At 47.5% G+C, this 17,401-nt stretch carries 8 protein-coding genes; 1 reads left to right on the plus strand and 7 read right to left on the minus strand.

Features of this window, described 5'->3' with window-relative positions; translation table 11 throughout:
* Positions 1 to 64: 64 nt before the first annotated feature.
* Positions 65 to 9,058, plus strand: a complete 8,994-nt coding sequence (locus ACQYAC_RS03275; RefSeq protein WP_429942706.1) for a hypothetical protein — start codon at positions 65 to 67, stop codon at positions 9,056 to 9,058.
* 28 nt (positions 9,059 to 9,086) lie between these two features.
* Here ACQYAC_RS03275 and ACQYAC_RS03280 read toward each other — a convergent pair whose 3' ends face one another.
* The 7 genes from ACQYAC_RS03280 to nirB all read right to left on the minus strand — a co-directional run bounded on the left by ACQYAC_RS03280 (position 9,087) and on the right by nirB (position 17,307).
* A complete protein-coding gene (locus tag ACQYAC_RS03280; RefSeq protein ID WP_268497080.1) occupies positions 9,087 to 9,650 on the minus strand; it encodes a CatB-related O-acetyltransferase in 564 nt (187 codons plus the stop codon).
* 64 nt (positions 9,651 to 9,714) lie between these two features.
* Positions 9,715 to 11,082 carry an MATE family efflux transporter gene (locus ACQYAC_RS03285; RefSeq protein ID WP_268497078.1) on the minus strand — a complete coding sequence of 456 codons (1,368 nt, stop codon included), beginning with the start codon at positions 11,080 to 11,082 and terminating at the stop codon, positions 9,715 to 9,717.
* A 19-nt stretch (positions 11,083 to 11,101) separates the two neighbouring features.
* Positions 11,102 to 12,586, minus strand: coding sequence for a D-alanyl-D-alanine carboxypeptidase/D-alanyl-D-alanine endopeptidase (gene dacB, locus ACQYAC_RS03290; protein ID WP_429942708.1), 1,485 nt, complete (start codon positions 12,584 to 12,586; stop codon positions 11,102 to 11,104).
* A gap of 127 nt (positions 12,587 to 12,713) precedes the next feature.
* Positions 12,714 to 13,694: a pectinesterase family protein gene (locus tag ACQYAC_RS03295; RefSeq protein WP_429942785.1), complete on the minus strand. Its 981-nt coding sequence runs from the start codon at positions 13,692 to 13,694 to the stop codon at positions 12,714 to 12,716.
* Between the two features lie 92 nt (positions 13,695 to 13,786).
* The gene (locus ACQYAC_RS03300; RefSeq protein WP_186306841.1) at positions 13,787 to 14,521 is read right to left on the minus strand and encodes a DUF421 domain-containing protein; all 735 of its coding nucleotides are present in this window, start codon (positions 14,519 to 14,521) and stop codon (positions 13,787 to 13,789) included.
* 27 nt (positions 14,522 to 14,548) lie between these two features.
* Positions 14,549 to 14,872: a nitrite reductase small subunit NirD gene (gene nirD, locus ACQYAC_RS03305; protein WP_268467640.1), complete on the minus strand. Its 324-nt coding sequence runs from the start codon at positions 14,870 to 14,872 to the stop codon at positions 14,549 to 14,551.
* A 14-nt stretch (positions 14,873 to 14,886) separates the two neighbouring features.
* Entirely contained in the window at positions 14,887 to 17,307 is a 2,421-nt protein-coding gene (gene nirB, locus ACQYAC_RS03310) for a nitrite reductase large subunit NirB (protein ID WP_429942709.1), read from the minus strand.
* Between the last annotated feature and the right edge of the window lie 94 nt (positions 17,308 to 17,401).

Here is a 17,401-nt window from a genome sequence, read left to right on the forward strand (position 1 = left end):
ATATCATTTAGCTCAATTCCGCTTTTTAAATTTCTACATAGAATAAAATATTAACTTTTAGGAGATGGGGAATTTGTATAATCAGTACGATAACAAATGTCCCTTTTGCGGAAAAAAGCATGATTGGCAACCTCACTACAGAAAATCTCGTCACGATAGACCTCTACTTGATGATTGCCCTCTTCTTAAACGAGAATGTAAAAAGAAAAAAGTTGTTAAACATCACAGCACTTGTGCTAAAGCAAAAGGACGGAAAAAAACAAATAATAAGATTGTAAAAAGAGGTCCTACTGGAGCCACTGGTGCAGCTGGAGATACTGGTCCTACTGGTGATACTGGGGCAACTGGTGATACAGGTCCTACTGGAGTTACTGGTGCAACTGGTGATACAGGTGCTACTGGGGCAACTGGTGTAACTGGCGATACTGGTCCAACGGGACCTACTGGTGCTACTGGGGCAACTGGCGATACCGGTCCTACTGGTGCAACTGGTGATACCGGACCTACTGGAGCCACTGGTGCAACCGGTGATACAGGTCCTACTGGGGCTACTGGTGCAGGATTAACAGGAATTGAAACGTTTGATCCGGTAGTCAGTCCTACTTACCAAGTAGGGCAAGTAGTGACCTTTAATGGCAGTACGTATGTAGTAAATACTGCACCACCGTCAGGTACACCAGATACTTCCCCAGACTACACATTACTGGCTGCAGAAGGATCAACTGGTGCCACTGGAGATACCGGTCCAACGGGACCTACTGGAGTTACTGGTGTAACCGGAGATACCGGACCTACTGGTGCCACTGGTGTAACTGGTGATACCGGTCCTACTGGAGCCACTGGTGTAACTGGTGATACAGGTCCAACGGGACCTACTGGTGCCACTGGTGCAACCGGTGATACCGGACCTACTGGAGGCACTGGTGCAACTGGTGATACCGGACCTACTGGTGCTACTGGCGCAACTGGTGATACCGGACCTACTGGAGGCACTGGTGCAACTGGTGATACCGGACCTACTGGAGATACCGGTCCTACTGGAGTTACTGGTGTAACCGGAGATACAGGTCCTACTGGAGCCACTGGCGCAACTGGGGCAACTGGAGATACAGGTCCTACTGGAGCCACTGGGGCAACTGGTGATACAGGTCCTACTGGCGCTACTGGTGCAACTGGAGATACTGGTCCTACTGGCGCTACTGGTGTAACTGGAGATACCGGACCTACTGGAGCCACTGGTGCAACTGGAGATACCGGACCTACTGGAGCCACTGGTGCAACTGGAGATACCGGACCTACTGGTGATACAGGTGCTACTGGAGTTACTGGTGTAACTGGAGATACCGGAGCTACTGGCACAACTGGAGATACCGGTCCTACTGGTGCCACTGGTGTAACTGGAGATACCGGACCTACTGGAGCCACTGGTGTAACTGGTGATACAGGTCCAACGGGACCTACTGGAGCCACTGGTGCAACCGGTGATACAGGTCCTACTGGGGCTACTGGGGCTACTGGCGCAACTGGAGATACCGGATCTACTGGAGCCACTGGTGTAACTGGTGATACAGGTCCAACGGGACCTACTGGAGTTACTGGTGTAACCGGAGATACCGGTCCTACTGGGGCTACTGGTGCAACTGGTGATACGGGACCTACTGGCGCTACTGGTGTAACTGGAGATACAGGTCCTACTGGAGTTACTGGTGTAACTGGTGATACCGGTCCTACTGGTGATACTGGTGTAACCGGAGATACCGGTCCTACTGGAGTTACTGGTGCAACTGGAGATACCGGACCTACTGGAGCCACTGGTGCAACTGGAGATACCGGACCTACTGGAGCCACTGGTGCAACTGGAGATACCGGACCTACTGGTGATACAGGTGCTACTGGAGTTACTGGTGTAACTGGAGATACCGGAGCTACTGGCACAACTGGAGATACCGGTCCTACTGGTGCCACTGGTGTAACTGGTGATACCGGACCTACTGGAGCCACTGGTGTAACTGGTGATACAGGTCCAACGGGACCTACTGGAGCCACTGGTGCAACCGGTGATACAGGTCCTACTGGGGCTACTGGGGCTACTGGCGCAACTGGAGATACCGGATCTACTGGAGCCACTGGTGTAACTGGTGATACAGGTCCAACGGGACCTACTGGAGTTACTGGTGTAACCGGAGATACAGGTCCTACTGGTGCAACTGGTGCAACTGGTGATACGGGACCTACTGGAGCCACTGGTGTAACTGGAGATACTGGTCCAACGGGACCTACTGGTGTAACTGGAGATACCGGTCCTACTGGAGCCACTGGCGCAACTGGAGATACTGGTCCTACTGGTGCCACTGGTGCAACTGGTGATACGGGACCTACTGGTGCAACTGGTGCAACTGGTGATACGGGACCTACTGGTGCAACTGGTGTAACTGGAGATACCGGACCTACTGGTGCTACTGGTGCCACTGGAGATACCGGTCCAACGGGACCTACTGGTGCTACTGGTGATACAGGTGCTACTGGTGTAACTGGCGCAACTGGAGATACAGGTCCTACTGGAGTTACTGGTGTAACTGGAGATACCGGAGCTACTGGCACAACTGGAGATACCGGTCCTACTGGTGCCACTGGTGTAACTGGTGATACCGGACCTACTGGAGCCACTGGTGTAACTGGTGATACAGGTCCAACGGGACCTACTGGAGCCACTGGTGCAACCGGTGATACAGGTCCTACTGGGGCTACTGGGGCTACTGGCGCAACTGGAGATACCGGATCTACTGGAGCCACTGGTGTAACTGGTGATACAGGTCCAACGGGACCTACTGGAGTTACTGGTGTAACCGGAGATACAGGTCCTACTGGTGCAACTGGTGCAACTGGTGATACGGGACCTACTGGAGCCACTGGTGTAACTGGAGATACTGGTCCAACGGGACCTACTGGTGTAACTGGAGATACCGGTCCTACTGGAGCCACTGGCGCAACTGGAGATACTGGTCCTACTGGTGCCACTGGTGCAACTGGTGATACGGGACCTACTGGTGCAACTGGTGCTACTGGTGATACGGGACCTACTGGTGCAACTGGTGTAACTGGAGATACCGGACCTACTGGTGCTACTGGTGCCACTGGAGATACCGGTCCAACGGGACCTACTGGTGCTACTGGTGATACAGGTGCTACTGGTGTAACTGGCGCAACTGGAGATACAGGTCCTACTGGAGTTACTGGTGTAACCGGAGATACCGGTCCTACTGGTGCAACTGGCGCAACTGGGGCAACTGGAGATACAGGTCCTACTGGAGTTACTGGTGCAACTGGAGATACCGGACCTACTGGAGCTACTGGTGCAACTGGAGATACCGGACCTACTGGCGCTACTGGTGTAACTGGTGATACAGGTCCTACTGGAGTTACTGGTGTAACCGGAGATACCGGTCCTACTGGTGTAACTGGTGATACAGGTCCAACGGGACCTACTGGTGCAACTGGTGCCACTGGAGATACCGGTCCAACGGGACCTACTGGTGCAACTGGTGATACAGGTGCTACTGGTGTAACTGGCGCAACTGGAGATACAGGTCCTACTGGAGTTACTGGTGCAACTGGTGATACAGGTGCTACTGGTGTAACTGGCGCAACTGGAGATACAGGTCCTACTGGAGTTACTGGTGCAACTGGTGATGCCGGTCCTACTGGAGTTACTGGTGTAACTGGAGATACCGGACCTACTGGAGCTACTGGCGCAACTGGAGATACCGGACCTACTGGTGCTACTGGTGTAACTGGCGCAACTGGTGATACCGGTCCTACTGGAGTTACTGGTGCAACTGGAGATACCGGACCTACTGGAGCTACTGGTGTAACTGGAGATACCGGACCTACTGGAGGCACTGGTGCAACTGGTGATACCGGACCTACTGGAGCTACTGGTGTAACTGGAGATACCGGACCTACTGGTGCTACTGGCGCAACTGGTGATACCGGTCCTACTGGAGTTACTGGTGTAACCGGAGATACCGGTCCTACTGGTGCCACTGGCGCAACTGGTGCAACTGGAGATACAGGTCCTACTGGAGCCACTGGGGCAACTGGAGATACAGGTCCTACTGGCGCTACTGGTGCAACCGGTGATACCGGTCCTACTGGGGCTACTGGTGCAGGATTAACAGGAATTGAAACGTTTGATCCGGTAGTCAGTCCTACTTACCAAGTAGGGCAAGTAGTGACCTTTAATGGCAGTACGTATGTAGTAAATACTGCACCACCGTCAGGTACACCAGATACTTCCCCAGACTACACATTACTGGCTGCAGAAGGATCAACTGGTGCCACTGGTGATACAGGTCCAACGGGACCTACTGGAGTTACTGGTGTAACCGGAGATACCGGACCTACTGGTGCCACTGGTGTAACTGGAGATACCGGTCCTACTGGTGCCACTGGTGTAACTGGTGATACAGGTCCAACGGGACCTACTGGTGCCACTGGTGCAACCGGTGATACCGGACCTACTGGTGCCACTGGCGCAACTGGTGATACCGGTCCTACTGGAGTTACTGGTGTAACTGGTGTAACTGGTGATACCGGAGCTACTGGCGCAACTGGAGATACCGGACCTACTGGTGCCACTGGTGTAACTGGAGATACCGGTCCTACTGGAGCCACTGGTGTAACTGGTGATACAGGTCCAACGGGACCTACTGGAGCCACTGGTGTAACTGGAGATACCGGTCCTACTGGAGCCACTGGCGCAACTGGAGATACCGGTCCTACTGGAGTTACTGGTGCAACTGGAGATACCGGACCTACTGGAGCTACTGGTGTAACTGGAGATACCGGACCTACTGGTGCTACTGGCGCAACTGGTGATACCGGACCTACTGGAGGCACTGGTGCAACTGGAGATACCGGACCTACTGGAGATACCGGTCCTACTGGAGTTACTGGTGTAACCGGAGATACAGGTCCTACTGGCGCTACTGGTGTAACTGGAGATACTGGTCCTACTGGGGCTACTGGCGCAACTGGAGATACCGGTCCTACTGGTGCTACTGGTGTAACTGGCGATACTGGTCCAACGGGACCTACTGGTGATACTGGCGCAACTGGTGATACAGGTCCTACTGGAGTTACTGGTGTAACTGGTGATACCGGTCCTACTGGTGTAACCGGAGATACCGGTCCTACTGGAGTTACTGGTGCAACTGGAGATACCGGACCTACTGGTGCCACTGGTGTAACTGGAGATACCGGTCCTACTGGAGCCACTGGTGTAACTGGAGATACCGGTCCAACGGGACCTACTGGAGCCACTGGTGCAACCGGTGATACAGGTCCTACTGGGGCTACTGGCGCAACTGGAGTTACTGGTGTAACCGGAGATACCGGTCCTACTGGCGCAACTGGAGATACCGGTCCTACTGGTGCTACTGGTGTAACTGGAGATACTGGTCCAACGGGACCTACTGGTGATACTGGCGCAACTGGTGATACAGGTCCTACTGGAGTTACTGGTGTAACTGGTGATACCGGTCCTACTGGTGTAACCGGAGATACCGGTCCTACTGGAGTTACTGGTGCAACTGGAGATACCGGACCTACTGGAGCCACTGGTGCAACTGGAGATACCGGACCTACTGGAGCCACTGGTGTAACTGGCGATACTGGTCCAACGGGACCTACTGGAGCCACTGGTGCAACTGGAGATACCGGACCTACTGGTGATACTGGTGCAACTGGAGATACCGGACCTACTGGTGCTACTGGTGATACAGGTGCTACTGGAGTTACTGGTGTAACTGGAGATACCGGAGCTACTGGCGCAACTGGTGATACCGGACCTACTGGTGCCACTGGTGTAACTGGAGATACCGGTCCTACTGGAGCCACTGGTGTAACTGGTGATACAGGTCCAACGGGACCTACTGGTGATACTGGTGATACAGGTGCTACTGGTGTAACTGGCGCAACTGGAGATACAGGTCCTACTGGAGTTACTGGTGCAACTGGTGATGCCGGTCCTACTGGAGCTACTGGCGCAACTGGAGATACCGGACCTACTGGTGCTACTGGTGTAACTGGAGATACCGGTCCTACTGGAGCCACTGGTGTAACTGGTGATACCGGTCCTACTGGAGCCACTGGTGCAACCGGTGATACAGGTCCTACTGGGGCTACTGGCGCAACTGGTGATACCGGACCTACTGGTGCCACTGGTGTAACTGGAGATACCGGTCCTACTGGAGCCACTGGTGTAACTGGTGATACAGGTCCAACGGGACCTACTGGAGTTACTGGTGTAACCGGAGACACCGGTCCTACTGGTGCAACTGGTGATACTGGTGATACAGGTGCAACTGGTGTAACTGGCGCAACTGGAGATACCGGTCCTACTGGAGTTACTGGTGCAACTGGTGATGCCGGTCCTACTGGAGCTACTGGCGCAACTGGAGATACCGGACCTACTGGTGCTACTGGTGTAACTGGCGCAACTGGTGATACCGGTCCTACTGGAGTTACTGGTGCAACTGGAGATACCGGACCTACTGGAGCTACTGGTGTAACTGGAGATACCGGACCTACTGGTGCCACTGGTGTAACTGGGGCAACTGGAGATACTGGTCCTACTGGTGCAACTGGGGCAACTGGAGATACAGGTCCTACTGGCGCTACTGGTGTAACTGGAGATACCGGTCCTACTGGGGCTACTGGCGCAACTGGAGATACAGGTCCTACTGGTGCTACTGGTGTAACTGGAGATACTGGTCCAACGGGACCTACTGGTGATACTGGCGCAACTGGTGATACAGGTCCTACTGGAGTTACTGGTGTAACTGGTGATACCGGTCCTACTGGTGTAACCGGAGATACCGGTCCTACTGGAGTTACTGGTGCAACTGGAGATACCGGACCTACTGGAGCCACTGGTGCAACTGGAGATACCGGACCTACTGGAGCCACTGGTGTAACTGGCGATACTGGTCCAACGGGACCTACTGGAGCCACTGGTGCAACTGGAGATACCGGACCTACTGGTGATACTGGTGCAACTGGAGATACCGGTCCTACTGGAGCCACTGGTGTAACTGGTGATACCGGTCCTACTGGAGCCACTGGTGCAACCGGTGATACAGGTCCTACTGGGGCTACTGGCGCAACTGGTGATACCGGACCTACTGGTGCCACTGGTGTAACTGGAGATACCGGTCCTACTGGAGCCACTGGTGTAACTGGAGATACCGGTCCTACTGGAGCCACTGGTGTAACTGGTGATACAGGTCCAACGGGACCTACTGGAGTTACTGGTGTAACCGGAGACACCGGTCCTACTGGTGCAACTGGTGCAACTGGTGATACGGGACCTACTGGAGCCACTGGCGCAACTGGAGATACTGGTCCTACTGGTGCCACTGGCGCAACTGGGGCAACTGGAGATACAGGTCCTACTGGAGCCACTGGGGCAACTGGTGCCACTGGTGCCACTGGAGATACCGGTCCAACGGGACCTACTGGTGATACTGGTGATACAGGTGCTACTGGTGTAACTGGCGCAACTGGAGATACAGGTCCTACTGGAGTTACTGGTGCAACTGGTGATGCCGGTCCTACTGGAGCTACTGGCGCAACTGGAGATACCGGACCTACTGGTGCTACTGGTGTAACTGGCGCAACTGGTGATACCGGTCCTACTGGAGTTACTGGTGCAACTGGAGATACCGGACCTACTGGAGCTACTGGTGTAACTGGAGATACCGGACCTACTGGAGGCACTGGTGCAACTGGTGATACCGGACCTACTGGAGATACAGGTCCTACTGGAGTTACTGGTGTAACCGGAGATACCGGTCCTACTGGTGCCACTGGCGCAACTGGGGCAACTGGAGATACAGGTCCTACTGGAGCCACTGGTGCAGGCTTAGCAGGAATTGTAGCGGCTGATCCTGTAGTCAGCCCTAATTACCAAGTAGGGCAAGTAGTGACCTTTAATGGCAGTACGTATGTAGTAAATACTACACCACCGTCAGGTACACCAGATACTTCCCCAGACTACACATTACTAGCTGCAGCAGGACTAACTGGAACCACCGGTGCAACCGGGCCTACTGGATCCACAGGAACCACCGGTGCAACTGGGCCTACTGGATCCACAGGGATCACTGGTGCAACTGGGGCTACTGGATCCACAGGGATCACTGGTGCAACCGGGCCTACTGGATCCACAGGGATCACTGGTGCAACCGGGCCTACTGGATCCACAGGGATCACTGGTGCAACTGGGGCTACTGGATCCACAGGGATCACTGGTGCAACTGGGCCTACTGGATCCACAGGGATCACTGGTGCAACTGGGGCTACTGGATCCACAGGGATCACTGGTGCAACTGGGCCTACTGGATCCACAGGAACCACTGGTGCAACTGGGCCTACTGGATCCACAGGGATCACTGGTGCAACTGGGCCTACTGGATCCACAGGGATCACTGGTGCAACTGGGGCTACTGGATCCACAGGGATCACTGGTGCAACTGGGGCTACTGGATCCACAGGGATCACTGGTGCAACCGGGCCTACTGGAGCTACGGGAATTACAGGACCTACTGGCGTTACAGGTGTTACTGGGGCTACTGGAACAGGTGGTTTTACGGATACAGCACTTTATGCTGCTAATAGTTCTGGTCCTACCATTGTTACTGTAGCCGGGGGAACCAATATTCCCTTACCAAACTTTCAAAATATTACTGGTTTTACAGCAAACGGCACAAGTACTGTTTTCACCGTTCCACAAACTGGTAAATATTATATTACGTATCAAGTCAACACCACTACAGCACTTTTGATTAATACACGTTTGCTTTTAAATGGAACAACTACAATTTCTGGTTCAGTTCAATCACCTGTTATTTCTACTTCATTTATCAACAATACAGTTATTGTCAATTTAACAGCAGGAAATACGATTTCATTACAATTTTTCGGTGCGGTTGTAACAGCTATTCTAGTAGGTGGTGGTGCAACCGGTGCATCGCTTACCATCATCAGACTCAGCTAAGTAAAACTAAGATAAAAAAAAGAAAGGCTCAGTCGGCCTTTCTTTTTTTATCTTCAATAACGCTTATACAATGTTCAATATCATCAGATTGCAAGAGATGAAAAACAGACTGTATGATTGAAAACTCTAAATTCCACCATTCTAACAACTGAAGTTTTTCAATGATATCAGAAGAAAACCGATATTTCATGAGCCGCTGCGGGTTCCCTGCTACAATCGCATATGGTGGCACATCTTTTGTAATCAGACTATTTGCTCCAATGACTGCCCCATTTCCTATATGTACTCCTGACATGATCGTTGCTCCATATCCAATCCAAACATCGTGCCCTATACACACATCTCCTTTTGATCGTGGATGCCCTTCAATATGAGCTGCATCTGTGAAAATTTGATTAAAGGGATACGTCGTGACCCAATCTGTTCGATGTTCACCACCAAGAAAAACTTTTACTTCGTTTGCAATGGAACAAAACTTTCCCACATTCAGTGTCGTTCCTTCTCCCCAAGTCAACACTTGAAAATCTGGTCCGGCATAAGTGAAATCACCGATATTATACGAGCCGAGCTCACTTCTTTGGTTTAAAAACATAGAAGATCAGACCCCCTAAAAAGTAATCGATCTTCGTATGTATATGCCCGATGATAGGCTCACATTATGATTGGACAAGTGCAACAATCTGCTTTTTCTTCCAAACCAATCGATAATAGCTATATTGGAGGAATAAGTTTACAAAAAAGGCTGCAGGATATCCTATCCAGATTCCTTTGATCCCAAGCGATGTGTGGTGTGATAGCACATAAGCCACTGGTACTTCAACAAGCCAAATGGAACAAATACTAAAGATGGTCGGCCATAGAACGGTTCCACTTGCTCTCATTGTGGCTGCAACGATTTGCGCCGTTCCAAAAATGAGATAGCTCCATAGTGTAATCACGACCAAACTATATGCAATATCAATCGTTGCAGGATCTGTTAAAAAGATAGATAAAATTTGCGGTGCGAAAATATAGACGAAAATAATAATCAATCCGCCTATCGCAAAGTTTAGCCCCAGACCAATTTTAATGACATCTTTCAAACGATTCATGTTTCCTGCGCCAATGAATTGTGCTGCGAAAATAGAAACCGCAATACCAAGGCTCACTGCGGGCATCTGTACATAACTTACGACTTGGTTGACAACGCCATAGGCTGCTGTTGCCTGTGATCCATAATCGTTTACAAAAGAAATGACAGCAATTTCTGATAAAGAAATCAGAATCATATTAATACTAGAAGGGATACTTAACTTTAATAACGTTTTTAATAAATCCCCTTTCATCAATAAATGCTTTCTAACCAACGCATCAATGCGCAGCGGATGCTTTGTTTTATAAAGATAGATATGCAGAATGATAAACGTAACGATTGTAGAAATCACTGAAGAATACGCAGCACCATATAAACCAAATGCCGGTAGACCGAGCCAGCCAAATAATAAAATCGGCAGCAATAAAATATTTGTTCCAGTACTAATCATTAAGAAATAAAATGGTGTTTTTGAATCTCCTGTTCCACGTAAAAAGGTCGTATAGACAAAATAAAGAAATAAGACCGGCATGGAGATGAATAGGATTCTGGCATATGCCGCACTTTCCTCCACAATATTTGCAGGTGTCCCCATCAAATGTAAAATATCAGTTGCAAAAAAGCCTCCAATGACAGCTAAAGAAAGTCCAATTAAAAAAGTGAACGAAAGCGTTGTGCCTATAATTTCCTTTAATCTCTGCTCATTTTTTGCTCCATACGCTTGTCCAATGAGGATCGAGCTTCCTGATCCAATCCCAATGGAAAAAGAAACAAGTAAAAAGAAAAGCGGAAAGAATGCAGAAATTGCAGCTACTGCATCCTCTCCAATCCATCTACCGACAAGCACAATGGACACAAGCTGCCCGATTGATTGTAAAATATTGCTTAATAAAAGTGGAATTAGAAAGATCGACATGGTTTTTACTAAAGATTGATTATTATCTAACGTCATGATGGTTCTCCTTCTCTGTCTAAAGATCCTCAGCTAATATGCTGACAATGCGGTCTTCTATCTCTTTACCTTTTTCGTCATCAACGAGGTGATTCAATAATATGGAAAAAGCGAGCGTCTTTCCACTCTGCGTTTCAATATACCCAGATAGTGTACTGACCGTTGATAACGAGCCTGTTTTTGCACGCACTTTTTCTAGTGTAGCTGGTTCTTTCAATCTGTTTCTTAATGTACCTCCCACCATACGCTCACTTGCCCCAGCTAACGGAAGTGCATTGACATAGGTGTCAAACCATTTTTCCTTTTGAATGTTTGTCAAAAATAACGTGAATTGGTTTGCTGAAACAAGATTAATGGGTGATATGCCTGATCCGTCTCTCAACACAGCCATAGATGAATCTATGCCAAAGGAAGGGAGACGTTCATTCAGCACGTCAAGCCCTTTGTCAAAACTTCCTTTGTTCTTTACCCGCTTGCCAAGTTCTTTTAACAGAATTTCTGCATGTGTATTATTGCTTAATTTCATCATCGGAACAAGAAGCTCCGATAAAGGCATTGACGAATGGGAAGCGATTTTTTTTGCTTTTTTAGGAACTTGTTTTGTTTTGAGTGATCCTTTCAGCTGAATACCCTCAGCCTTTAATGCTCGTTTCATTAAGTCTAAAGCATACGTTGTCGGTTCCCATAATGCTACCCATTGTTTAGATGAAGATGCTTTTAGCGGAATCGTCCCAGTCAGCGTAATTTTGTTTGTGCCGTGAGAGCGCTTAAAAGATATTTTTTTCTTTCCGCCTTCTGGCACAGTTTTCACTTGATTGACAACTTGAGCGACGTCAGTCTTCGGGATCGTGTCATAGGTGGCCTTCTGCCCTGCTTTCTTTCCTGGCTTGACTTCGAGAATCAGCGTTCCTGCATCATAATCCTCATTCGGTGAAGCAGTGAGAGCAGATATTTGAGCGCCGTAATATTGATCTTCATCACTCCAAGGTAAATCAATCGAATACCTTGTGTCATCAAACCAAGTATCATCAGCCGCAAGCTGTCCGCGAATTGTATGTATTCCGGCCTTTTTCACTTGTTTGGCAAGTGCTGCAAAATCCTCTTCTAATAAAGTCGGATCTCCGGTACCACGTAGATACAGGCTTCCATATAACGTTTTCTTTTGAATAGAACCATCCATCCAGATGTCTGTAGGGAATGTGTGTGTTTCTCCAAGTATATCAAGGGCGATAGCTGATGTGAGCAGTTTTATATTAGAAGCAGGAGTAAGGCGCGTATCGGCTTGATGTTCATAAAGAAGAGAGGAGTCAGAAGTATCGCGGACGCTGATGCCAGAGATTGCACTTTCTAAATCAGGTGCTGTTCGTATAAATTCATCTAAAGCTGTCATCCATGGCAGTGAGCCATTACGAGCTACAAGTTGATCATCTTTTACTGAAAACGGGAGAAATAAAATCGACAGGATACATATTTGTAAAAACAAGAGCTGTGAAAAACGCTTCACGGAATCCCTCCTTTTTTGTCGCAGCCAATTTTAGAAGAATATGTTCATTATACACAAAAGAACGTTTGTTCTCAAAGGTTTTTTAAACAGAAAAGTCAGCTTTCTTTGACGAAAACTGACAAGCCCTTTACCTTTTTTCTGGATTCCAGCCATCGGCTCCGCCAAGAACAGCTTGCACCGTGATTTGACTTGCTTCATTTTTCGTTAAAATGCTGGACCATTTTACGCGGTTTGTCAAATTGCTTCCTGCCCCTGCCGATCCATATTCTTTATATCTTGCTGTTATTTCGTTATCACGGTTATCCCAGTTATGCCATCCCTCTGCCTTTATATGATCATCCATTTGTGTATAGAGGAATGTCACAGCAGAATGAGGCCGCCACGGACGTCCTAAATAAACCGATTGAGCAGCAGCCGTCCCCTTTTGCAATGTAGAGTCGATGAATACATAGCCATACCTTTGAGCTTCAGTTGTGGATGCTGCAGTAATATACCCATTTCCAAGACTTCTTATTTCAGCTCTTTTAAACACAGCTGTGGCTGATCCAAAAATAAAATCGACCGTTCCTTCGATATAGCAGTTTTCATAATATTGGCGGCCTGTTCCTGTTGCATAAAGTGTATCTTGATACCCTAAGACACGTATTTGTTTGAACGCAGCCCGGTCGCCAGAGACGTACAGTGCAACTGCCTGACCAGCATGTCTGCCGGCCGTATTTTGAAAGGTGATATTTTCTGCGTAAAAGTCGTTCGCACGAATCATTGTGCTTGAGCTATTTGTTGTGCTGCCAGTACTTGCATTTGTATCATTATACGTTAGAATCGTCTTGTGTTGGTTTTCCCCGATAAAGGACACATAAGGTTTATTTTGCGGAAGCAGGATTTTTTCTTTATACACACCATTTTTAATATAGATCGTTACGCGCTGTTGATTGTTCACTGGAATCGCATCAATGGCAGACTGAACGTTTCGAAACGAGCCATTTCCCTTTTGATCGACCACAAGGACGCGATTTGTTTGATTCTGATGATCGGCTGCTTGAAGTGAATCTAAGTTCAATAGTAATAATGACAAGACGGCCACAAGCCATACCTTTCCATACTTCATCATACATTTCCTCCTCTTTGTGAACGTTTTCAATCAAACATTCTTTTTGATCCTATTCATGATAATCACAAAAAAACACCCACTTATTGATGTTATGGGTGTTTTTTAGACTTTTCATATTTCATCGCATAAATCCCTTCATTTTCAATCCATTCACAAAATAGAACGTCTCGATAAGAAGAAATATGCTTCTTTTTTAATTGCTCTCTCAGCCATGTTTCATCGAAACCAGCTTCTTGTAAATCTTTTTTTAAAATTTCACCATCAATAATAAACGTTCTAGGCAATTTGACTTCTTTTCCCTTCACGTTCACATCTTCTGCGGTGGCTGTTGCGTATTTCATTTTCGGAAGAACGCTCACCGATCCATCTGTTTCCAAAATGGCATATTCAATTTCATTCAGGGCAAAATGACCTTTCGCGCGAATTAATGTCTGCAACTGATTGAGATCAAGCATATTTTTCTTTAAACGATTGTAGTGAATTTTCCCTTGATCAATGACAAGTGTCGGTCTCCCCTCTAAAAAGGCTCGAATCCCTTTAAAGCGCTGTGAAAACCATTCAACTGTGTAGATGAGGACACCCCATACCGCAACAGCAAATAAAATGTGCTGAATTTTGACTTCTGGGTCAAAAATGGCGTTTCCGACCATTTCCCCTAAAATTAGTGCAGAAATAAAATCAAACGGCGTAATTTGTGCAAATTGTGTTTTCCCTAATAATTTTGTAATTAAAAACAATGCGGAAAACCCGATAAAGAGCTCGATCAAAATACTAAGAAACGGCACGAAGATTCCTTCCTTTCTTGCTCTATTTACATACAGCATATACATGAAAGGAAGGTTCTAAACGACTTATGAGGGCAATAAAACAAAGACCTCGTTCCCCTCAACCAATGTTTCATATGTTTGAACGCATCCATGATCTGGCGCTTGAACATACCCTGATGATAGTTCGATTTTCCAATCATGCATTGGACAGAAGACATGATCCCCGCTGACCATTCCTTCAGCTAGTACACCGCCTTTATGAGGACAGCGATTTTCAATGGCTTTGAACTGCTGATTAGAGGTTTGAAAAACAGCTAATTCAAGAGTACCTGCTGCAACTGTTTTTCCTAGCTGCAGCGGAAAATCTGATAAGGTGCCAATGTGAACTTTTACAACTGAAACTGTCATATGATCCCATCCCTTCAATTGATTGATACAGAAGCCGTCGCTTTTTGAAATAATTGTTTCGAATCTTTTTGACTCCCGCGAAGCTCCTGCCAAGGCTCTTCATATGTTGAAAGTGCGATGTCCATTCTTTCGATCAAGGCTTCTCGTTTCTCATCATCTAGAAGTACTGATTGAATATGATCTAATCCAAGTCGTTCAACCCAAGCAGAGGTTCTTTCTAAATAATTTGCCGTTTCTCTGTAATATTGAAGATATGCAGCTGCCACTTCCTCTACTTCTTCAGCTGTACTGACCTTCATCAATAAATCGCCAGCCCGCAGGTGCGTGCCTCCATTTCCACCAGCGTACAATTCGAATCCTCCATCAATTCCCACAATGCCGAGGTCCTTAATGCCAGACTCTGCACAATTTCTAGGGCAAGCAGAGACAGCCAATTTGACTTTATGCGGTGTCGCAAGACCTTCGAATTTCTTTTCAAGTGCAATGCCAAGAGCCATTGAGTCCTGTGTGCCGAACCGGCAAAATTGTTCTCCAACACAAGTTTTGACCGTTCTTAAAGATTTTCCATATGCATAACCAGAAGGCATATCCAGGTCTGCCCACACCTTAGGTAAATCTTCTTTTTTGACACCTAGAAGGTCAATACGCTGACCGCCAGTCATTTTCACAAGCGGTATTTCATATTTGTCGACGACATCAGCTATTTTTCTCAGGTCATTTGCATTTGTGACGCCACCGTACATCCTCGGAACAACTGAATAAGTGCCATCTTTTTGAATATTGGCATGCAAGCGTTCATTCACAAATCTTGAGCTCCTTTCATCTTTGTACTCAAGAGGTTGAAGCATGCCTAAATAGTAGTTCAGGGCAGGTCGGCATTTTGAACAGCCCTCCTCTGTCGCCCAGTCAAGTACGCTCATGACTTCCTTGATATGCTGCAAGCCCTTCTCTTTGATTTCGTGAATGACCTCATCTCGTGAAAGAGTGGTGCAGGCGCAGATGGTTTCTTTTTGAGCTGTTCGGTTCGCACCCTCGCCCAACGTGTGCCAAAGAATCTCTTCGACAACAGGTTTACAGCCTCCGCATGATCGTGAGGCACTTGTACATTGCTTGACTTCCTGAAGTGTTGTTAAGCCTTCTTTATGAATGGCTTCCACAATCTGACCCTTTGAGACCCCATTGCAGCCGCAAACGATATGGTCGTTTGACATGCTTTCAATCGTGCTTTCTTGCGCTGAATCATTTGAGGTTAGGACAGATACCTTCTCCATATCCGACATATCTACCCCTTCTCTAATGTACGAAAATAGGCGGGGTCCATCATTTGTTTCTCCAAACATGACGGCACCAACTAAACGGTTTTGCTGGAAGACTAGTTTTTGGTAAATGCCTTTTTGTTCATCAAAAATTTTGATCGCTTTTTTCTCATCGTTTTCAATAAAATCACCAGCAGAGAATACATCAACTCCTGACACTTTCAGCTGTGTTGACATCACAGAACCTTCATATGGGGCAGAATTCACGCCGCATAAATGCCCAGCAAGCACATTCGCTTGATCGTATAAAGGCGCAACAAGACCGTACGTTTGTCCCCTGTGTTCTGCACATTCTCCGACTGCATAAATGCCCGGTACACTTGTTTCCATGAAATCATTGACGATAATGCCTTGATTCACTTCAAGACCGCTTATTTCTGCAAGCATTTTACTTGGTTTAATTCCTACAGCCATGACGACGAGATCTGTCTCAAGTGTTGAGCCATCTGAAAATGATAATCCTTCTACTCTTGTATCTCCTAAAATCTCAGTTGTCTGTTTTCCAAATAGAAAGTTCATACCCTGTTCCTCTAATGCTTTTTGGAGAAGCTGACCTGCAGTAGGGTCTAGCTGGCGTTCCATTAAATGAGAGCAGAGGTGAATGACATTCACTTCCATGCCTAAGTTAAGTAGACCGCGTGCCGCTTCCAGTCCAAGAAGCCCGCCCCCAATGACTGCTGCTTTTTTGTACATGTGAGAGACATTGACCATTTCCTCTGTATCTTGCAATGTCCGAAAACCCGTCACACCTTTTTTATCACTTCCTGGAATCGGCAAAATAAACGGAAGTGACCCAGTTGCTAAAATCAACCGGTCATAAGGCACGGTCCGTCCTTGATCACTGGTGACTGTTTGATTTTCTGTATCGATCTTCACAATGGTTTCATTTGTAAAAAGCTGAATATGATGCGCCTTATACCATTTCCAATCATTTAGTGTAATATCTTCAATTTTCGTATCTCCTTGAAGCACCTTCGATAAAAGAATCCGGTTATAGTTGGGATGCGGTTCGCTTCCAAATACCGTCATCTCAAATCGTTCGCTGTCAATTTTTAAAATGTTTTCGAGGCTTCGAATACCAGCCATACCGTTCCCCACTAATACGAGTCTTTCTTTCATGATAAAACACCCCTCATGTGATCATTTTTAGAAAGTACCATCATTTAAACATAGATTTAAAATACATGTTTTTATTTCTCGCATACTCTGGCGG

This window comes from Bacillus sp. MM09(2025) (genome assembly GCF_050496725.1).
GTDB lineage: Bacteria > Bacillota > Bacilli > Bacillales > Bacillaceae > Bacillus > Bacillus pumilus.